We start from the raw sequence: 15420 nt of genomic DNA, 5'->3' as shown, positions 1-15420 counted from the left end.
GGGAACGCCATGACCATTTCCTTTCGCACCGCCGTGATGTCGCTGGCCGTCGCCGGTCTGTTGTCCACGCCTGCGCTGGCCGACGGCAGCAAGCTCGATGAAGTGCTGGCCCGCGGCCATCTCGTCCTCGGCACGGGCAGCACCAATGCGCCCTGGCACTTCAAGAGCGCCGACGACAAGCTTCAGGGCTTCGACGTCGACATGGGCCATATCATCGCCAAGGCGCTCTTCGGCGATCCTGAGAAGATCGAATATGTGAACCAGTCCTCCGATGCCCGCATCCCGAACATCACTACCGACAAAGTCGACATCACCTGCCAGTTCATGACCGTTACCGGCGAGCGCGCCCAGCAGGTTGCCTTCACCATTCCTTATTATCGCGAGGGTGTCGGCCTGATGCTCAAGGCAGACGGAAAGTATGCCGACTACGCAGCCCTCAAGGCGGCCGGTTCCTCCGTCACCATCTCGGTTCTCCAGAACGTCTATGCCGAGGCGATGGTGCATGCGGCGTTGCCGGAGGCGACCGTCGACCAGTACGATTCCGTCGACCTGATCTATCAGGCGCTGGAATCGGGACGCGCCGATGCAGTCGCCACGGACCAGTCGTCGCTTGCATGGTACATGACGCAGAATCCGGGCCGCTACAAAGATGCCGGCTATGGCTGGAATCCGCAGACCTACGCCTGCGCCGTCAAGCGGGGTGACCAGGACTGGCTGAACTTCGTCAACACCGCCCTGCACGAAGCCATGACCGGCGTTGAATTCGACTTTTACGCCAAGTCCTTCAAGACTTGGTTCGGCAAAGATCTGACGCCGCCGCAGATCGGCTTCCCGGTCGAGTTCAAGTAACAGCCATGCGGAGCGGGACATGTTTCCCGCTCCGCATTTAAAGAGTGAGAGCAGGATGTCGTCCGAAAACCGCTCACACTTTTCGGCATCATGATCTGGTCTGAAAGGGCGGCCCGCATGGGTTACACGTTGAATTTCGCTGCCGTCTGGCGCAACTTCGATTTTCTTTTGAGCGGGCTTGCGCTCAGCCTCGGCCTTGCGGTGATCTCGATCCTGATCGGGGCCGCGATCGGCCTTGTGGTGGCCTTCGCGCTGACCTCCAAAAGCCGCTTTGCGGTCGCGCCGGCGCGGGTCTATGTCACGGTGATCCGCAACCTGCCGATTCTCGTCCTGGTGCTTTTCGTCTTTTTCGCGCTGCCGCAAATGGGTTTGCGCCTCGACAAGATAAAAAGCTTCGTCCTGGTTCTGTCCCTCTATTCCGGCGCCTATCTGGCCGAGGTGTTCCGCGCCGGGCTGCTGTCTATTCCAAGAGGACTGACAGAAGCGGGGCTTGCCATCGGCCTAACGGGGATGCAGATCCGCAGTTCCATCATCGCTCCGCTGATGCTGCGCAACGTGCTGCCATCGCTGTCCTCGACGGTCATCTCGCTCTTCAAGGACACCTCGCTCGCCGCCGCCATCGCCGTGCCCGAACTGACCTTCGCCGCCCGCAAGATCAATGTCGAGAGCTTCCGCGTCATAGAAACCTGGATGGTGACATCCGCGCTCTATGTCGCGACCTGTTTCCTCATCGCCGCCGTGATGCGCTTTGTCGAGCGCCGTCTGGCCCTGCCGAGATAGACCTGATGTCCCACACCTTTCTCGAACAACTCTGGATCGCCCGCTATGTCATCATGAACGGCATCGGCGTGACCGTGTTGATCTCCCTGCTGGCCATCCTTGCGGGTTCCGTGCTCGGCGTTTTCGTCGGTTTGGCGCTCGTCTATGGCGGCGTTGTTTTGCGTCTGACCGTGCGCGCCTATACGGATATCATCCGTGGCACGCCGGTGCTCGTGCTCGTGCTCGCGAGCTACTATGTCTCCGCCGCCGTCGGCCTCGATCTCGGGCCGTTCTCGGCCGGCGTGCTCGCCCTTGCCATCTTCTGCTCCTCCCATGTTGGCGAAATCGTGCGCGGAGCGCTTCAGGCAATCCCCAAGGGGCAGACCGAAGCCGCCAAGGCGATCGGCCTGACCTTTACCCAGACCTTCACCTCGGTGCTGTGGCCGCAGGCCATGCGCCAGTGCCTGCCGGCCTGGGTGAATACCGCGGCCGAGATGGTGAAGGCCTCGACGCTGCTCTCCGTCATCGGCGTCGCTGAGCTTCTCCTGCGCACGCAGGAGATCATCTCCCGCAATTTCATGAGCCTCCAGTTCTATTTCCTGGCCGGCGGTCTCTATTTCATCATCAACTACGGCATCGAGCACTTCGGCAAATACGTCGAGCGCAAGACCGCCCTGCCGTCCTGAGGAGACACCCCCGATGGCCAAGACCATTCTCGACATCCAGGGTTTGCGCAAGACTTACGGCATCCACGAAGTCCTCAAGGGCGTCGATTGCGCCGTGCAGGAAGGCGAAGTCATTTCCATCATCGGCTCGTCCGGCTCCGGAAAGACCACCTTGCTGCGCTGCATCAACATGCTCGAAGAGTTCCAGGGCGGCACGATCAGCCTCGATGGCGAGGAGATCGGCTACCGCGCCGAAGGCGCAACACGGCGCCGCAAGAGCGAGAAAGAGATTGCACGCCAGCGTGCGCTGACCGGCATGGCGTTTCAGCAGTTCAACCTCTTTCCGCATATGAGCGCCGCTGAAAACGTCATGCTCGGCCTCGTCAAGGTGAAGAAAATGACGAAGTCGGATGCCCGCGTTATCGCGGAAAAATGGCTCGATCGGGTCGGCCTTTCCACCCGCACGAACCATTACCCCGGGCAGCTTTCCGGCGGTCAGCAGCAGCGCGTCGCGATCGCCCGCGCCATCGCCATGTCGCCGAGGCTGATGCTGTTCGACGAAGTGACCTCCGCCCTCGACCCGGAACTGGTGGGCGAAGTGCTCCAGGTCATCAAGGGGCTTGCCGCCGACGGCATGACCATGCTGCTCGTCACCCACGAGATGCGCTTTGCCTACGACGTCTCGTCACGCGTCATCTTCATGAACCAGGGCGTCATCTGCGAGGAGGGCGATCCAAAGGACATGTTCGTGCATCCGAAGACTGAACGGCTCGCGGAATTCCTCAAAACCTCGAGTTTCAATTAGGCGAAAAGAGAAATCCTTGACGATCACCCGTTACGGTGGGCGCAACTCTCCTAGCGACTGGTTGCCTTACGATCGCATGGCAAGCGCACATTGAATGTGATGGCAAATCCATTACATTGCTAGCATCGCTATCATGTTCACGGGGTTGCCATCATGCCTGCAGTCACAATCAGAAACCTCTCGGAGGCGACGCACCGGGCCCTCAAGGTGCGCGCGGCTCATCACGGGCGCAGCGCCGAAGCGGAAATGCGGGAAATCCTTGAGGCTGCCGTGCGTCCAGAAACGCGGCTGCGTCTTGGTAGCGCGCTCGCCGAACGCAGCCGCCGCCTCGGGCTGACGAATGAGGACTTTGCCGTTCTGGACCAAGCTCGCGACACATTGCCTGCAAAGCCGATGAGCTTTGAATGATTATCCTCGATACGAACGTCGTTTCCGAGGCGATGAAACCCGAGCCCGACGAAGCCGTGAAATTCTGGCTAGATGAGCAGGCAGCCGAAACCCTGTTCCTTTCTAGCGTCACGATCGCCGAACTGATGTTTGGAATCGGCGCGCTCCCGGCTGGCAAGCGCAGGGAAAGGCTCTCCAACGCGTTGGACGGTCTGATGGAGCTCTTCGAAAGCCGTATTTTGGCTTTCGACATCACAGCGGCACGGCACTATGCCGATCTCGCCGTCAAGGCCCGAGCCGCTGGCAGAGGATTCCCCACTGCGGATGGCTATATCGCCGCCATCGCGGCATCAAAAGGGTTCGCCGTCGCCACGCGCGATACAAGTGCTTTCGACGCTGCGGGCGTTAAAGTGATCAATCCCTGGGTGGCTTCGACCGCATAAGGTCGTTCGGCCAGTGGGCACGGCGCCATATGAGCGGCCGACGCTGATCCAGGTTTGCAATGAGTTGCAGGCACTCGCTCAATTTACGTTCAATCTGCATTCTCACCGTGCAAACTCCAGGTGAGGGATCCGAGACACCCTGGAAATCCTGACCGCAGAATTTTGGCACGAGCTTTGCTTTCCTGTCTTGTATGCAAGATAGCCAGACATCCGAGACCCCGCAGAAAACCATCGAGGAGACGATCGTCTCAGGGATTCTTTCAGCCAAGATCCGACCCGGTACGCGTCTCAGCGAAAACCAGCTGGCAACGCTCTTCGGCGTGTCTCGAACCCGTGTTCGTGAAGCCATGATGCGCCTGGAAACACGCGGCATCGTGCATGTCAGTCCGAGACGAGGCTGGTTCGTCGTCGAACCGTCCGCCGAAGAGGCGATCGCGGTCTATGAGGCACGGCGCGTCGTCGAGGCCGGATTGCTGCGCAGCATGCGCGTACTGACAGACGAGGGACACAAAGCGCTCGACGCGCATTTGAACGAGGAAAAGGGCGCCATGGTTGCGGGCGACCGCCAGCGCCTGACCTATTTGATGGGCGATTTTCACATCCGCATCGCAGAATTGAGCGGCAACGCCATCATCGTCGATATCCTGCGCGATCTCACCGCGAGGACGATCCTCATTTCGATGCTCTACCAGTCTGAATTTCATGCGGCACAGTCTCATGACGGGCATTGCCGCATCTTCGAGGCCATGCGGGCGGGCGATTTCGCCAGAGCTGCCGAACTCTCTATCGAACATCTGGACGAAGTGGAGATGGGCCTCGACCTCACCGCGCGCCCGGATCCGCTCTCGGAACTGCGCAGTTCCCTGTCCCTTCCTCCCAGGACTGTATCCCCAACCGTCAGACCCAAAAAACCACAACTTCAAAGGAGCAATTGAAACATGCTGACAAGACGAGTCTTCTTCGCAATCGCGACCCTGGCTGCAACCTTCGGCTTCGGTTCGGCGTCCTATGCCGATGCTCTCGCCGACATCACGGCGCGCGGGACGCTGCGTGTCGCCGTTCCGCAGGATTTCCCGCCCTTCGGCAGCGTCGGCACCGATATGGCGCCGATGGGCTATGATATCGATGTGGCCAATCTCATTGCCGAAAAGCTGGGCGTGAAGGCCGAACTCGTGCCGGTCACCAGCGCCAACCGCGTCCCCTATCTGCAGACGAACAAAGTCGATCTGGTCATATCAAGCCTCGGCAAGAATGCGGAGCGTGAAAAGGTGATCGATTTTTCGACAGCCTATGCCCCCTTCTTCAATGGCGTGTTCGCCCCGGCCGATGTTTCGATCGCCAAGGCGGAGGATCTTGCGGGCAAGAGCATCGGCGTCACGCGCGGCGCCGTGGAGGACCTCGAACTGACGAAGATCGCGCCGGCCGACGCGACGATCAAGCGCTACGAAGACAATAACGGCACCATCTCGGCCTTCCTGTCCGGCCAGGTCGACACCATCGCCACCGGCAACGTCGTGGCCGCTGCGATCCTCGCCAAAAATCCCCCCAAGCGCCCTGAGCTGAAGTTCCTCATCAAGAACTCGCCCTGCTACATCGGTCTCAACAAGGAACAGGCATCTCTTCTGGAGAAGGTGAACGGCATTGTCGCCGCCGCCAAAACCGATGGATCGCTGAACGCCATATCGCAGAAGTGGCTCGGCGCCGATCTCCCGTCGGATCTGTAAGGAACCCGGTCTCACGGATGTCATCCCGCGCCGCGCGCGGGATGACATGACGCTCCGTCACCGCAAGAGGGGACAATTCCTTGAGCTATCATTTCGAATTTGGCTGGCTGCTTGAATATTATCCTGACATCATCAAGGGCATATTGGTCACACTGGAGCTTATCGCGATCGGCGGCGTGCTCGGCATTGCGCTTGGCATCTTCTGCGCCTGGGTGCGGGCACTCGGTCCGGCCTGGCTGAAACCCGTCGTTGCGACCTATGTCGAATTGATCCGCAATACGCCGTTCCTGATCCAGCTCTTTTTCATATTCTTCGGTCTGCCGTCGCTCGGTCTCCAGCTTCCCGAACTGACGGCCGCCAATCTCGCGATGGTCATCAACCTCGGCGCCTATAGCTGCGAAATTATCCGCGCGGGCATCCAGGCGACGCCGAAGGGCCAGTTCGAGGCAGGCGAGAGCCTCGCCATGACGCGCTTCGAAACCTTCCGCCATGTCGTTCTCGTGCCGTCCCTGCAGCGCATCTGGCCGGCGCTATCGTCGCAGGTCGTGATCGTCATGCTCGGCTCATCGGTCGTCTCCCAGATCGCCGCCGAGGATCTGACCTTTGCGGCGAACTTCATACAATCGCGAACCTTCCGCGCCTTCGAGGCTTACATCGTCTCGACAGCCATCTATCTCGTCCTGGCAATCCTGCTCCGGCAGCTGCTCGGGGTGGTCGGCGGGTTCATTTTCCCGAGGAGAGCAGCACGATGATCGAGTTCACACTCTGGGACATCCTGCGCAACCTGTTGCTCGCCACCCGCTGGACGATCCTGCTTTCGCTCGTCTCGTTCATCGGCGGCGGCGCAGTCGGACTGGGGCTGCTGTTCCTGCGCATCAGCAAGCGCAAGGCATTCAGGGCAATCGCGAAATATTATATTGAGCTCTTCCAGGGCACGCCGCTGCTGATGCAGCTCTTCATCGCCTTTTTCGGCCTCGGGCTCTTTGGTATCGATGTGCCGGCCTGGCTTGCCGCGGGATTGGCGCTCACCCTGTGGAGTGCTGCCTTCCTCGCCGAAATCTGGCGAGGATGCGTCGAATCGGTCGCTAGGGGGCAATGGGAAGCTTCCGCCAGCCTCGGCATGGGACGGTTGCAGCAGATGCGCTACGTCATCCTCCCGCAGGCGCTGAGGGTCGCCATCCCGCCCACAGTCGGTTTCTCGGTCCAAATCGTCAAGGGAACGGCGCTGACCTCGATCATCGGTTTCGTCGAATTGTCGAAAGCTGGCACCGTGGTCACCAATGCCACCTTCCAGCCCTTCACCGTCTACGGGCTCGTCGCCCTCATCTACTTCGCCCTGTGCTGGCCTTTGTCGAAAAGCAGCCAGATCCTGGAAAGGAAGCTCAATGTCGCTCATCGAAATCACTGAAGTCCGCAAGAGCTTTGGCTCCACCGAGGTGCTGAAAGGCATCAATCTCGATGTGGAGGCTGGCGAAGTCATCGCCATTATCGGCAAGAGCGGTTCGGGCAAATCGACCCTGCTTCGCTGCATCAACGGTCTGGAGACCATTACCGACGGCTCTATTTCCGTGGCCGGCGCGCAGCTCCTCGATGACGAGGTGCATCTGAAGGCACTGCGCCTGAAGGTCGGCATGATCTTTCAGCAATTCAATCTCTTCCCGCACCTGACTGTCGGCGGTAATGTCATGCTGTCGCAGACCGTGGTCAAGAAGACCCCGAAGGCCGAAGCCGAGGCCACCGCCCGCAAGATGCTGGAGCGGGTGGGTCTGGGTCACAGGTTCGACGCCTATCCGGACGAGCTGTCGGGCGGCCAGCAGCAGCGCGTCGCCATCGCCCGCGCGCTCGCCATGCAGCCGACAGCGCTTCTCTGCGACGAGATCACCTCGGCGCTCGATCCGGAACTGGTCGCCGAAGTTCTGGCCGTCGTGCGCGAACTCGCCGCCGAGGGAATGACCCTCCTGATGGTAACGCACGAGATGAAGTTCGCCCGCGACGTCTGCAGCCGCGTTGTCTTCATGCATCAGGGTCGAGTCCATGAAGCAGGCCGGCCCGAGGACGTCTTCGCCAGTCCGCAGACTGCTGAGCTCAGGCAGTTTCTCGGTGTCAGCTAGGCGGCGGTAACAATTCAATCATTTGAGCCAGAGCATAGTGTCTGCAATATTGATGAACCCCATGAAGTCGGCGGCGATTTTGTCATAGCGAGTTGCATTTCGTCGTCATCGCTTAAGCTTTGCAGAAAAGCTCTCGATCCCAGTGCGCCCTTTAGGCGATGCGACCATAGGCAATGCTGATATTTTTGCTAACGCGCAGTCGAGCGCCTGAAGCGCAACCGCAACTCCGGGGTTCGTGCATCCCCGGATACCAGCAAGGTCGTGATCGGTAGATGTAAAGCTTTCAGAGCCGGTCGTGTGGTCGCACGATTTGTGGCGAACGACTACCGCCATTCCTTGGTGAGAAATCCCGATGGGCCTTGAACGGGGTCGCTGCGGGGGATGGGTACTGACGAGATTTTTGCCAGCATTTCGCTTGATGCAGCCGAAGTCTGAATGTCGGCATGCTGTCCCTCAGGATAAGCGCCGACGACTTGGAAGTCCGACGTGCAGCCGAGATTTTGGTGCCCTGTCCCGGCTGGAAGCACCAAACAGTCTCCCGCCGTAACCTTTATTGCGTGACCACCGGGACCGCCAATGAGAAGAGTGGCGCTACCCCGTGCCACACCGAGCACCTCATGTGCGCTGGTATGGTAGTGCTGATAATCGAAGACACCGTTTGTCCAGATGCCCCTCCAACCGCTTCCTGCGAAGCAATCTTCGAAATCACAAGGTCGGTTGTCGCCAGAAAGCCCCTGGTAAAGTAGCACAGGAAGGCGCTGATTGTTCGGGACCCAGTCGCTCGGCTCGAAAATTGTCGTTTCGACGTGCATGTTGCAGGCCTAGATTGTCATCGATTGCCGCGGCGCGAGGGCGCGGAGCCGTTGAAGCTGTTCACGCAGGTCTTTTGAGGCGCTCGTCACTGAAGTCTTCCGCGCTAAGAGCTTCAAAAACTAAACTTTGGTGATTGCCAAAGGTTCCTCGACGCGCTGTAGCCTCGGCGAGGATATGGAGACCGCCGGATGCTTCGCGCTCCAAGCAAAACAAGAGAGGGCGCTCTGCGCCCCCCGAGCCGGCTACGTGCGGCCTCGGCTAGTCAGTGGGCCAGCATCTCCTCGGCGATCTGCTTCCCATTCAAGCTCGAGGGGTAGTAGGTCGGCCAGTTAGTGACCTCATTCAGTAGGGCGGCGCGGTCATTGCCCCAATAAAGATGGTAGTGGTCGGCCTTCTCGGGGGCGACGATGTGATCGCTGAACTGGATGAACCGAGGTGCGGCGTCATCACCGGCGCTTTTCCTGAAGATGAAACGAACCCCTCGATTACCCTTTTTGTAGGTGAGGATTTCGTGCCTATCCGTCTCGTAGTCTCCGGTCACGGAGTCCTTGCCGCGGAAAAACGTAACTTTCTTTCCGTTGATGACGATCCGGTCGACGTCGGTCTTGTATCCCTTGTCGTAGTAGGCACGATATTCCCCGGCGCTCTTGTCGCCGTGTTTCGCCTTGTCGGCCATCACCGGGTCCAAGGTTCCGTCGACAAGAAAGGGATAGACTGACTGCCAGTCGCCTTCCCAGTCCGACAGTTCACGCGCCTTCACCTGATCGTCATCGAAATAACCCTCATTTACCGACCCCTTCTTATCGTGGGAATGGCCGTGGCTGCGATTGTTTCCCGAAGATGTCTGGGCGCCTGCCGTTCCTGCAAAGGTCAATGCTGCAGATACAGCCAGTGCATAGCTGAGTGTTGTGATCGCCTTGTTCATTCACTGAAACTCTTTCAATTGGCCGGCACGCATCGCGCGCCTGGTGATGTAATAACATTACAAAAGCCAATTAGCGTGCTTTGACTGCAAGCGCAAGATGCGCGTCGCGGGGGATCACCATTCAAATGCATTACATCCAAATAATTAGGAGGCGCCCATCGCTCCAAAAGCTCCGGCTCAAAGCCGCATCGGTGCCGAACTCCCGGGATCGTGCTGGGCGTCATAGGCGCGGTCTGCGAGCACGTGCTTGGCTGGCAACCCACTGACGAGATCACAGGCAGGAGCCGTATCATTCTTCGATTTGTTGGGGCTGCAACGCCGAAAGTCCCACGTGCGGCCGCTCTGTCTTCAATCTGCCGACAGGGCGGCCGCTTCGCACATTATCAGTCTTTGTTGCCGGCGGGCGCGGGCAGCAAGATGGGCTCGACCGAATGTTTCGGTGCCATCAGTTGTGCAAGAATGTCGTCGGCCGAGTGGCTCGAACTGCCAATGCCGGCCTCGCGCAGTTGTCGATCAAGATCGCTGCCGTTTTCCAGCGCGGCCAGTTCAGCACCGGCTTCGATGCGGCCGGAAGTGATTTCCTGGCGCTTCTTGATACGTTCGAGACTTTCGACGGCGCTACCGAGACGGGTGTTGATGCCCGATTGGCTGTGGGCAATCGCCGACTGAGCGCGCAGCAGGGACTCGTTGGCTTTGACATTCTCCACCTCACGCTTCATCTGAGCAATGCGCGCTTCGGTCTCCTGGATCGTGCGCAGCATCTGCTGCTGGCGGGGCAGCAGCCGATCGAGCTCTTCTTGGTCGCGCTGCACTTCGGCACGGGTACCGGCAATGCGCTGAGCGAGACCCTGAGCCAGATCCGTGCGGCCCGCGGAGATCGCGGCGCGAGCGCTGTCGGTATCCTTGGTCTCCTTTGCGCGGTTTTCTTCAAGTCGGCGCATGACGCTCTTGTTGGACGCCATGATCCCGGCCAGATCGGATCGCGCGCTGCGTAGAGACTGTTCAGCGTCGCGGATTTCTTGGTCAAGAATGCGCATGGACTGACTGTCGGCGGCCGCTTCCGCTGCCTCGTTAATACCGCCGCGAATGGCGGTGAAAATCTTTCCCCAGGTGCTCACGCTGCAATCTCCCCGTTTTTCCATTCTTCGATCATGTGTGCCGCATCGACGGCATTGGCAGCCAGAATTGCGACCTCCTCGACCACCGTCTCGGCCGTCGAGCGTGCCGACAGCGAGCCGAACAATTCATACCATTCCTCACCGTCGATCGTGGTGATGCCGAAGCTGGAGAGCGGCACGAACTTGTGCGTCTTGAGCACCAGGCGTTCGAAGGCTTCCCGCTTGGGGATGTCCTTGCATGGCACCAGAACAGCGCTGACAAGAATATCGCGCTCCCCGCTTACCGCGACGAAGACGTCGAGATCACCCTTTTCCTTCAGAGTCACGCATATGACGTCGCCCTGTTCGGGTACGGCTACATCCACATCGCCCAGCACCTCCGGATCGGAGGCGAACAGGCGCGTTAAAGTGGTGAGGTTCCAGGTCTCCAAAAAATCCTCCATCGGTTGGAACGTCGAAAATATCTGGGTAGTCGATATGCCACTTAAAGGTGGCGCGCTAAATAAATTTCGCTAGGCTAAGCGTTGGGAACGGGGGCCAATCGCGTGCCATTTATCGCTTCATTACTGCGGCGTGTATATCTCTCGCTCGGCGAATTGGCCTGGTCAGCCCTTTTTCTTATCCTCGTGATCCATCTGGTCGCTTCTTATCTGCTCTTCCTGCTAGCCGGCGAAGGCGATCTCGTCGGCAATCCGGTCGACTTTCTTTATTACTATATGGTGACGGCAACGACTGTCGGCTATGGCGATCTCTCTCCAAAATCCGGGCTCGGCCGAATCATGACCGTCCTGTTCGTTCTTCCCGGTGGCATTGCCATCTTCACCGCTGTTCTTGGCAAGTTGTTGACAACTATAGGCACGATCTGGAGAAACCGCATGCGCGGATTGGGTGATTACAGCGAACGCACCGGCCATATCATCGTCCTCGGCTGGCAGGAGGGGCAGACATACCAGACGCTTCGGCTGCTGCATGCCGAACGACAGGCCAACGAACCGATGAGTGTTCTGGTTGCCAAGGACCTTCCGGAAAACCCCGCCAGCAATTACGCCGACTATATCAGAACCGAGCGGCTTGCAGATGCCGACGCTCTGGTGCGGGCCGGTGTGGCCCAAGCGCGGGCGATCATCGCGCGCGGAGCAAATGACGACGAGACGCTGGCCGCGGTGCTGATTGCCGCGGACCATGCGCCCAACGCCCATATCGTGGCCTATTTCGCCGACGACCGCACGGCGCAGATGGTCAAACAACGCCGGCCGCGTGTCGAGGCGGTGGGCTCGCTCGCCGAGGAGTTGCTGTCGCGTTCCGCCCGTGATCCTGGCTCTTCGGAAATCGCCGCACGGCTGCTGTCGGCGGCCTCCACCGACACGGCCTTTTCCCTGGCGGTGCCGCCTTTGCAAATGCCGCTACTCTATGGAGACGTGTTTTTAAGGCTCAAGCGTCAGCATAACGTGACGCTGGTGGGCATGCTGAGCCAGGGCATGACCGACCTCAATTGCCGGGACGAGACGCTGATGCGGGGCGGCGAGACCCTTTACTATATCAGCGGAATGCGGCTAGATCCCGCTGCCATCGCTTGGGCTCGAATGGGAGAGGTATCATGATCGGCTGGTTCGGCAGAGACAAGAACGAAAGGCCCTTACCCAAAGAACTTGGCCCGTTGAGCGCCGCCATCGGCGGGGCGTTGGAGATCGATTTCCTCTCCCTCGAAGCTGAGGCGTTGGCCGGCCAGCCGGCCATGCCGCTGCCACGGAGCGGCCCGTTCATCATTGCCGCTTACGGTGAGGTTTCGCTCGATGCCGCGACGGTTCTTTCGCGTTACTACGATGAAGACCATCGGATGATCCAGGTGATGTCGACGTCGGGCCAGCCGGGTGATGTCGACGACATCAGCTTTTATCAGCCCTGGGACAGCGTCGTGCCTGCCGGGCAGGGCGAATGGAACCGCTGGACCGGGCCGGACGGCCTGATCGGCCAGCCAGCCTACGATGCCGACGGCATCCTCTATAGCCGATTCTGGGGCGAAGGCCCGGAGCGGACCCCATTGGCGGAGTTTGTCGAGAAGGTCGACGATGGTGAGGCGCAACGCTCCATTCACCAGACCTGCATGTTGTATTATCGCCCGCTTGGCTCGACGCGCGAAATGCTGCTGATCAATGTCGAGCGCGACCTCGATCTCGGACAGAGCCAGGCAGGCAGCTCGGTGGAATTTCTGATCGGCTACGGACTCGCTCCGGCCGATGTTCGCCGCGTCTGATGGATCCTATCAATTTCAACGGAGGACTTTTTCAATGCTCCATTACGTGGCGGGTCTGCCTGCCTTCCTCGGCTATTTCGCCGTCGGACTTGCCGCCTATGGCGTTTTCGCGGTGATCTACACATTCTTGACGCCGCAGAAGGAAGTCCAACTCATTCGCGCAGGCAATCTTGCCGCCGTCACGGCATTCTTGGGCGCGCTTGTCGGTTTCAGCCTGCCTCTGGCTTCGGCAGCAGCCAATTCGGTCAGCATCGTCGACTACATCATATGGGCGATGGTAGGCATCCTGGCCCAGATTCTCGCTTACTACATCGCGAATTTCACCATGACGGATCTGCATGAAAAGATCACTGCCGACAATATCGCTGCGGGCATATGGGGCGGCGGCATCGCGCTCGTCATCGGTATTCTCAACGCCGCCTGCATGACCTATTGAGGGAGGGAACGATGCGCAGACGCATGAGCGGGCACAAACGACCTTTCCTGGCCCTCGGCACTATCGCTGCCTCGACCCTGGCGCTATCCGGTTGCGGCGATCAGACACCTTCGGAGACAATGTTCACCTCTGTCGACCAATGCGTGACTTCCGGTATGGACCGGCAGGTCTGCCAGGCCGGCTATCAGGATGCTATGCGGGCCCATCTTGCCGCCGCGCCGCGTTTCAACGGCATGGCCGCCTGCGAGGCCGAATACGGCTCGGGCCAGTGCACGGAACAGTCGGCTAGTGCCGTCCCCAACAATACCAGCGGAGGCGGCAGCTTTTTCGTGCCGTTCCTGACAGGCTACGTGCTGTCTTCGGCACTCAACAACATCGGCGACTATTACAATTATCGCCGGCGCCAGGAGGAGAGTGGCTCCTACGGCTCGACACCGATTTATCGCAATCGCTCGGGGCAAACGGTGACAACGACTGTTCGCTCGGGCGGCAGCGACACCGCGATCGCGCCCTCGCGTCAGACTGTCAAGCCGGTCAACGTCAACACTCGCACCGTTGCCCGTCAAGGCTTCGGGGGCCGTTCGTCGTTCAGTTTCGGCGGCTGACATGAAGCGCATCACACTTCCTGCGCGTCCTGATTGGCTTGACAAGGCGCGCGCCGTCGGCTTCGGGTTTCACGTCATGTATGGCGAGCCCTATTGGCTCGATGATGCCGCCTATACATTCACGCTCGATGAGATCGAGATGCAGATCGAAGGGCCGAGCCAGGAACTGCACGACATGTGCATGGATCTGGTAGGGGATATCGTCGGAAGCGAAGAGGCGCTCGACAGGCTGGCGATTCCGGAGGACCTGCGCGATGTGGTGCAGCGCTCCTGGCAGCGCCGCGACCGGCACCTCTACGGCCGATTCGATCTTGCTTACGACGGCACTGGCCCGGCCAAGTTGCTCGAATACAACGCCGATACCCCCACTTCGGTGTTCGAGACAGCCTATTTCCAGTTCAACTGGCTGACCGACCAGGTGGCTTTGGGTATCCTGCCCAAGGAAGCAGACCAGTACAATTCCTTGCAGGAAAGCCTGGTCGAGGCGTTCGAGCAATTTTCCAAAGAATCGATCTTCCACTTCGCCGCGATGACCGACAATGAGGAGGATCGCGGCACGACGGTCTATCTGATGGACTGTGCAGTGCAGGCTGGCCATCGCGTCGAGCTTCTGGACATACGCGAGATCGGCATCGATGCGCAGGGCCGTTACACCGACCTCCAGGATCGGGTGATCGACCGCTGCTTCAAGCTGTACCCATGGGAATTCATGCTGCGCGAGCCGTTCGCCCGCGACCTCGTGCGCTCGGGCGATGTTTTCGTCGAACCCGCCTGGAAGTCCGTGCTCTCCAACAAGGGGCTTCTGCCTCTGCTCTGGCAGCGCCACCCCAATCATCCCAACCTGCTGCCCAGCTATTTCACCGACGACCCGGCGGCCTCGACCTTGACGGACTATGTGCGCAAACCGCTGCTGTCGCGAGAAGGCGAGAACGTCACGATATTCCGAAATGGCCGGGAATTGATTTCCGCGCCCGGCGATTATGGTGACGAAGGCTTTATCGTCCAGGCCTATGCTCCGCTTTTCGAAAGCGATGGCGGCTTCGCCGTGCTCGGCAGTTGGATCGTCGGTGATCGCGCCTGCGGTCTTGCCGTCCGCGAGGATCGCTCGCGCATAACCGCCAATCTATCGCGTTTCGTGCCGCACGTCATCGTTGGATAAAAGGAGGTATATCGCTTCAGACGCAGCTATCTTCGTCTATGCGTCGAGCCTTGTGCCGGATCGACTCCGCACCACCTGTGCTGATCCGCTCCAGCAGACGACGTACTTGGCGCGTACTCAGTTCAAGCACATGTGCCGCCGACACCATCGTCATCCGGCCGGCAATCACTTTCGATAGAATCTCGATCCGCTGTAGATCACGCTCGCTCATCGCTATCAGTCCCATCCGCAATCTCCTACGTCATCAAACGCGGGGAGAGTGACATTCCAACTTTGCAGAAACAGGACACTTCAACTTTGCGGTTTTTTTGGAGAATCTACACCAAGTGCAACATGGGCGTTTGAAGGGTAGGGGATCAGCCGCATT

At 59.5% G+C, this 15420-nt stretch carries 20 protein-coding genes and 3 pseudogenes; 16 read left to right on the top strand and 7 right to left on the bottom strand.

Going from position 1 to position 15420, the window contains the following annotated elements:
• Positions 1-9 precede the first annotated feature (9 nt).
• The 11 genes from G9X64_RS02025 (at position 10) to G9X64_RS01975 (ending at position 7743) form a co-directional block, all read left to right on the top strand.
• Positions 10-849: a transporter substrate-binding protein gene (locus G9X64_RS02025; RefSeq protein ID WP_168308176.1), complete on the top strand. Its 840-nt coding sequence runs from the start codon at positions 10-12 to the stop codon at positions 847-849.
• 117 nt (positions 850-966) lie between these two features.
• Complete coding sequence (locus tag G9X64_RS02020; RefSeq protein ID WP_168308175.1) at positions 967-1629, top strand: amino acid ABC transporter permease; 663 nt, start codon at positions 967-969, stop codon at positions 1627-1629.
• 5 nt (positions 1630-1634) lie between these two features.
• On the top strand, positions 1635-2294 hold the full coding sequence (locus G9X64_RS02015) for an amino acid ABC transporter permease (RefSeq protein WP_168316072.1): 660 nt from the start codon (positions 1635-1637) through the stop codon (positions 2292-2294).
• A gap of 13 nt (positions 2295-2307) precedes the next feature.
• Positions 2308-3078 (top strand): amino acid ABC transporter ATP-binding protein, encoded by a 771-nt coding sequence (locus tag G9X64_RS02010; RefSeq protein ID WP_168316073.1) that lies wholly within the window; start codon positions 2308-2310, stop codon positions 3076-3078.
• A gap of 153 nt (positions 3079-3231) precedes the next feature.
• The gene (locus tag G9X64_RS02005; protein WP_011648870.1) at positions 3232-3486 is read left to right on the top strand and encodes a FitA-like ribbon-helix-helix domain-containing protein; all 255 of its coding nucleotides are present in this window, start codon (positions 3232-3234) and stop codon (positions 3484-3486) included.
• Positions 3483-3908, top strand: a complete 426-nt coding sequence (locus G9X64_RS02000; RefSeq protein WP_171375867.1) for a type II toxin-antitoxin system VapC family toxin — start codon at positions 3483-3485, stop codon at positions 3906-3908. Before G9X64_RS02005 ends, G9X64_RS02000 begins: the two co-directional genes overlap by 4 nt.
• Before the next feature lie 191 nt (positions 3909-4099).
• Positions 4100-4843: a GntR family transcriptional regulator gene (locus G9X64_RS01995; protein WP_168316075.1), complete on the top strand. Its 744-nt coding sequence runs from the start codon at positions 4100-4102 to the stop codon at positions 4841-4843.
• A 3-nt stretch (positions 4844-4846) separates the two neighbouring features.
• The gene (locus G9X64_RS01990; protein ID WP_168308170.1) at positions 4847-5632 is read left to right on the top strand and encodes a transporter substrate-binding domain-containing protein; all 786 of its coding nucleotides are present in this window, start codon (positions 4847-4849) and stop codon (positions 5630-5632) included.
• A gap of 80 nt (positions 5633-5712) precedes the next feature.
• Positions 5713-6384, top strand: coding sequence for an amino acid ABC transporter permease (locus tag G9X64_RS01985; RefSeq protein ID WP_168308169.1), 672 nt, complete (start codon positions 5713-5715; stop codon positions 6382-6384).
• Complete coding sequence (locus G9X64_RS01980; RefSeq protein ID WP_168308168.1) at positions 6381-7040, top strand: amino acid ABC transporter permease; 660 nt, start codon at positions 6381-6383, stop codon at positions 7038-7040. The genes G9X64_RS01985 and G9X64_RS01980 overlap by 4 nt, the downstream gene beginning before the upstream one ends.
• On the top strand, positions 7018-7743 hold the full coding sequence (locus tag G9X64_RS01975; protein WP_168308167.1) for an amino acid ABC transporter ATP-binding protein: 726 nt from the start codon (positions 7018-7020) through the stop codon (positions 7741-7743). The genes G9X64_RS01980 and G9X64_RS01975 overlap by 23 nt, the downstream gene beginning before the upstream one ends.
• 18 nt (positions 7744-7761) lie before the next feature.
• Here the strand turns inward: G9X64_RS01975 and G9X64_RS37225 are convergent.
• The 6 genes and pseudogenes from G9X64_RS37225 to G9X64_RS01950 form a co-directional block, all read right to left on the bottom strand.
• Positions 7762-7931 (bottom strand): annotated as a pseudogene (locus G9X64_RS37225) (IS5/IS1182 family transposase); the annotation flags it as partial.
• Between the two features lie 135 nt (positions 7932-8066).
• Positions 8067-8555, bottom strand: coding sequence for a cupin domain-containing protein (locus tag G9X64_RS01965; RefSeq protein WP_168308166.1), 489 nt, complete (start codon positions 8553-8555; stop codon positions 8067-8069).
• A gap of 263 nt (positions 8556-8818) precedes the next feature.
• Positions 8819-9481, bottom strand: a complete 663-nt coding sequence (locus G9X64_RS01960; RefSeq protein WP_168316076.1) for a ZinT family metal-binding protein — start codon at positions 9479-9481, stop codon at positions 8819-8821.
• A 207-nt stretch (positions 9482-9688) separates the two neighbouring features.
• Positions 9689-9778, bottom strand: a pseudogene (locus G9X64_RS37220) (IS5/IS1182 family transposase); the annotation flags it as partial.
• Between the two features lie 86 nt (positions 9779-9864).
• A complete protein-coding gene (locus tag G9X64_RS01955) occupies positions 9865-10599 on the bottom strand; it encodes a PspA/IM30 family protein (protein ID WP_168316077.1) in 735 nt (244 codons plus the stop codon).
• Positions 10596-11042: a YjfI family protein gene (locus G9X64_RS01950; RefSeq protein ID WP_168308163.1), complete on the bottom strand. Its 447-nt coding sequence runs from the start codon at positions 11040-11042 to the stop codon at positions 10596-10598. Before G9X64_RS01950 ends, G9X64_RS01955 begins: the two co-directional genes overlap by 4 nt.
• Before the next feature lie 102 nt (positions 11043-11144).
• Between G9X64_RS01950 and G9X64_RS01945 the strand changes: the two genes are divergently transcribed.
• The 5 genes from G9X64_RS01945 to G9X64_RS01925 are packed head-to-tail and all read left to right on the top strand — an operon-like array spanning position 11145 to position 15053.
• Entirely contained in the window at positions 11145-12200 is a 1056-nt protein-coding gene (locus G9X64_RS01945; RefSeq protein WP_168308162.1) for an ion channel, read from the top strand.
• Complete coding sequence (locus tag G9X64_RS01940; RefSeq protein WP_168308161.1) at positions 12197-12853, top strand: YjfK family protein; 657 nt, start codon at positions 12197-12199, stop codon at positions 12851-12853. Before G9X64_RS01945 ends, G9X64_RS01940 begins: the two co-directional genes overlap by 4 nt.
• A gap of 34 nt (positions 12854-12887) precedes the next feature.
• Positions 12888-13289: a DUF350 domain-containing protein gene (locus G9X64_RS01935; protein WP_171375866.1), complete on the top strand. Its 402-nt coding sequence runs from the start codon at positions 12888-12890 to the stop codon at positions 13287-13289.
• An 11-nt stretch (positions 13290-13300) separates the two neighbouring features.
• On the top strand, positions 13301-13894 hold the full coding sequence (locus tag G9X64_RS01930; RefSeq protein ID WP_168308159.1) for a DUF1190 domain-containing protein: 594 nt from the start codon (positions 13301-13303) through the stop codon (positions 13892-13894).
• A 1-nt stretch (position 13895) separates the two neighbouring features.
• Complete coding sequence (locus G9X64_RS01925; protein WP_171375865.1) at positions 13896-15053, top strand: glutathionylspermidine synthase family protein; 1158 nt, start codon at positions 13896-13898, stop codon at positions 15051-15053.
• Positions 15054-15099: 46 nt separating this feature from the next.
• On the opposite strand, the pseudogene G9X64_RS01920 reads toward G9X64_RS01925, so the two are convergent.
• A pseudogene (locus tag G9X64_RS01920) lies at positions 15100-15279 on the bottom strand (helix-turn-helix domain-containing protein); the annotation flags it as partial.
• Positions 15280-15420: the final 141 nt, after the last annotated feature.

The organism is Rhizobium sophorae, from assembly GCF_013087515.1.
GTDB classification, from domain to species: domain Bacteria; phylum Pseudomonadota; class Alphaproteobacteria; order Rhizobiales; family Rhizobiaceae; genus Rhizobium; species Rhizobium sophorae.
This window is presented reverse-complemented; position numbering and strand designations above follow the sequence as displayed.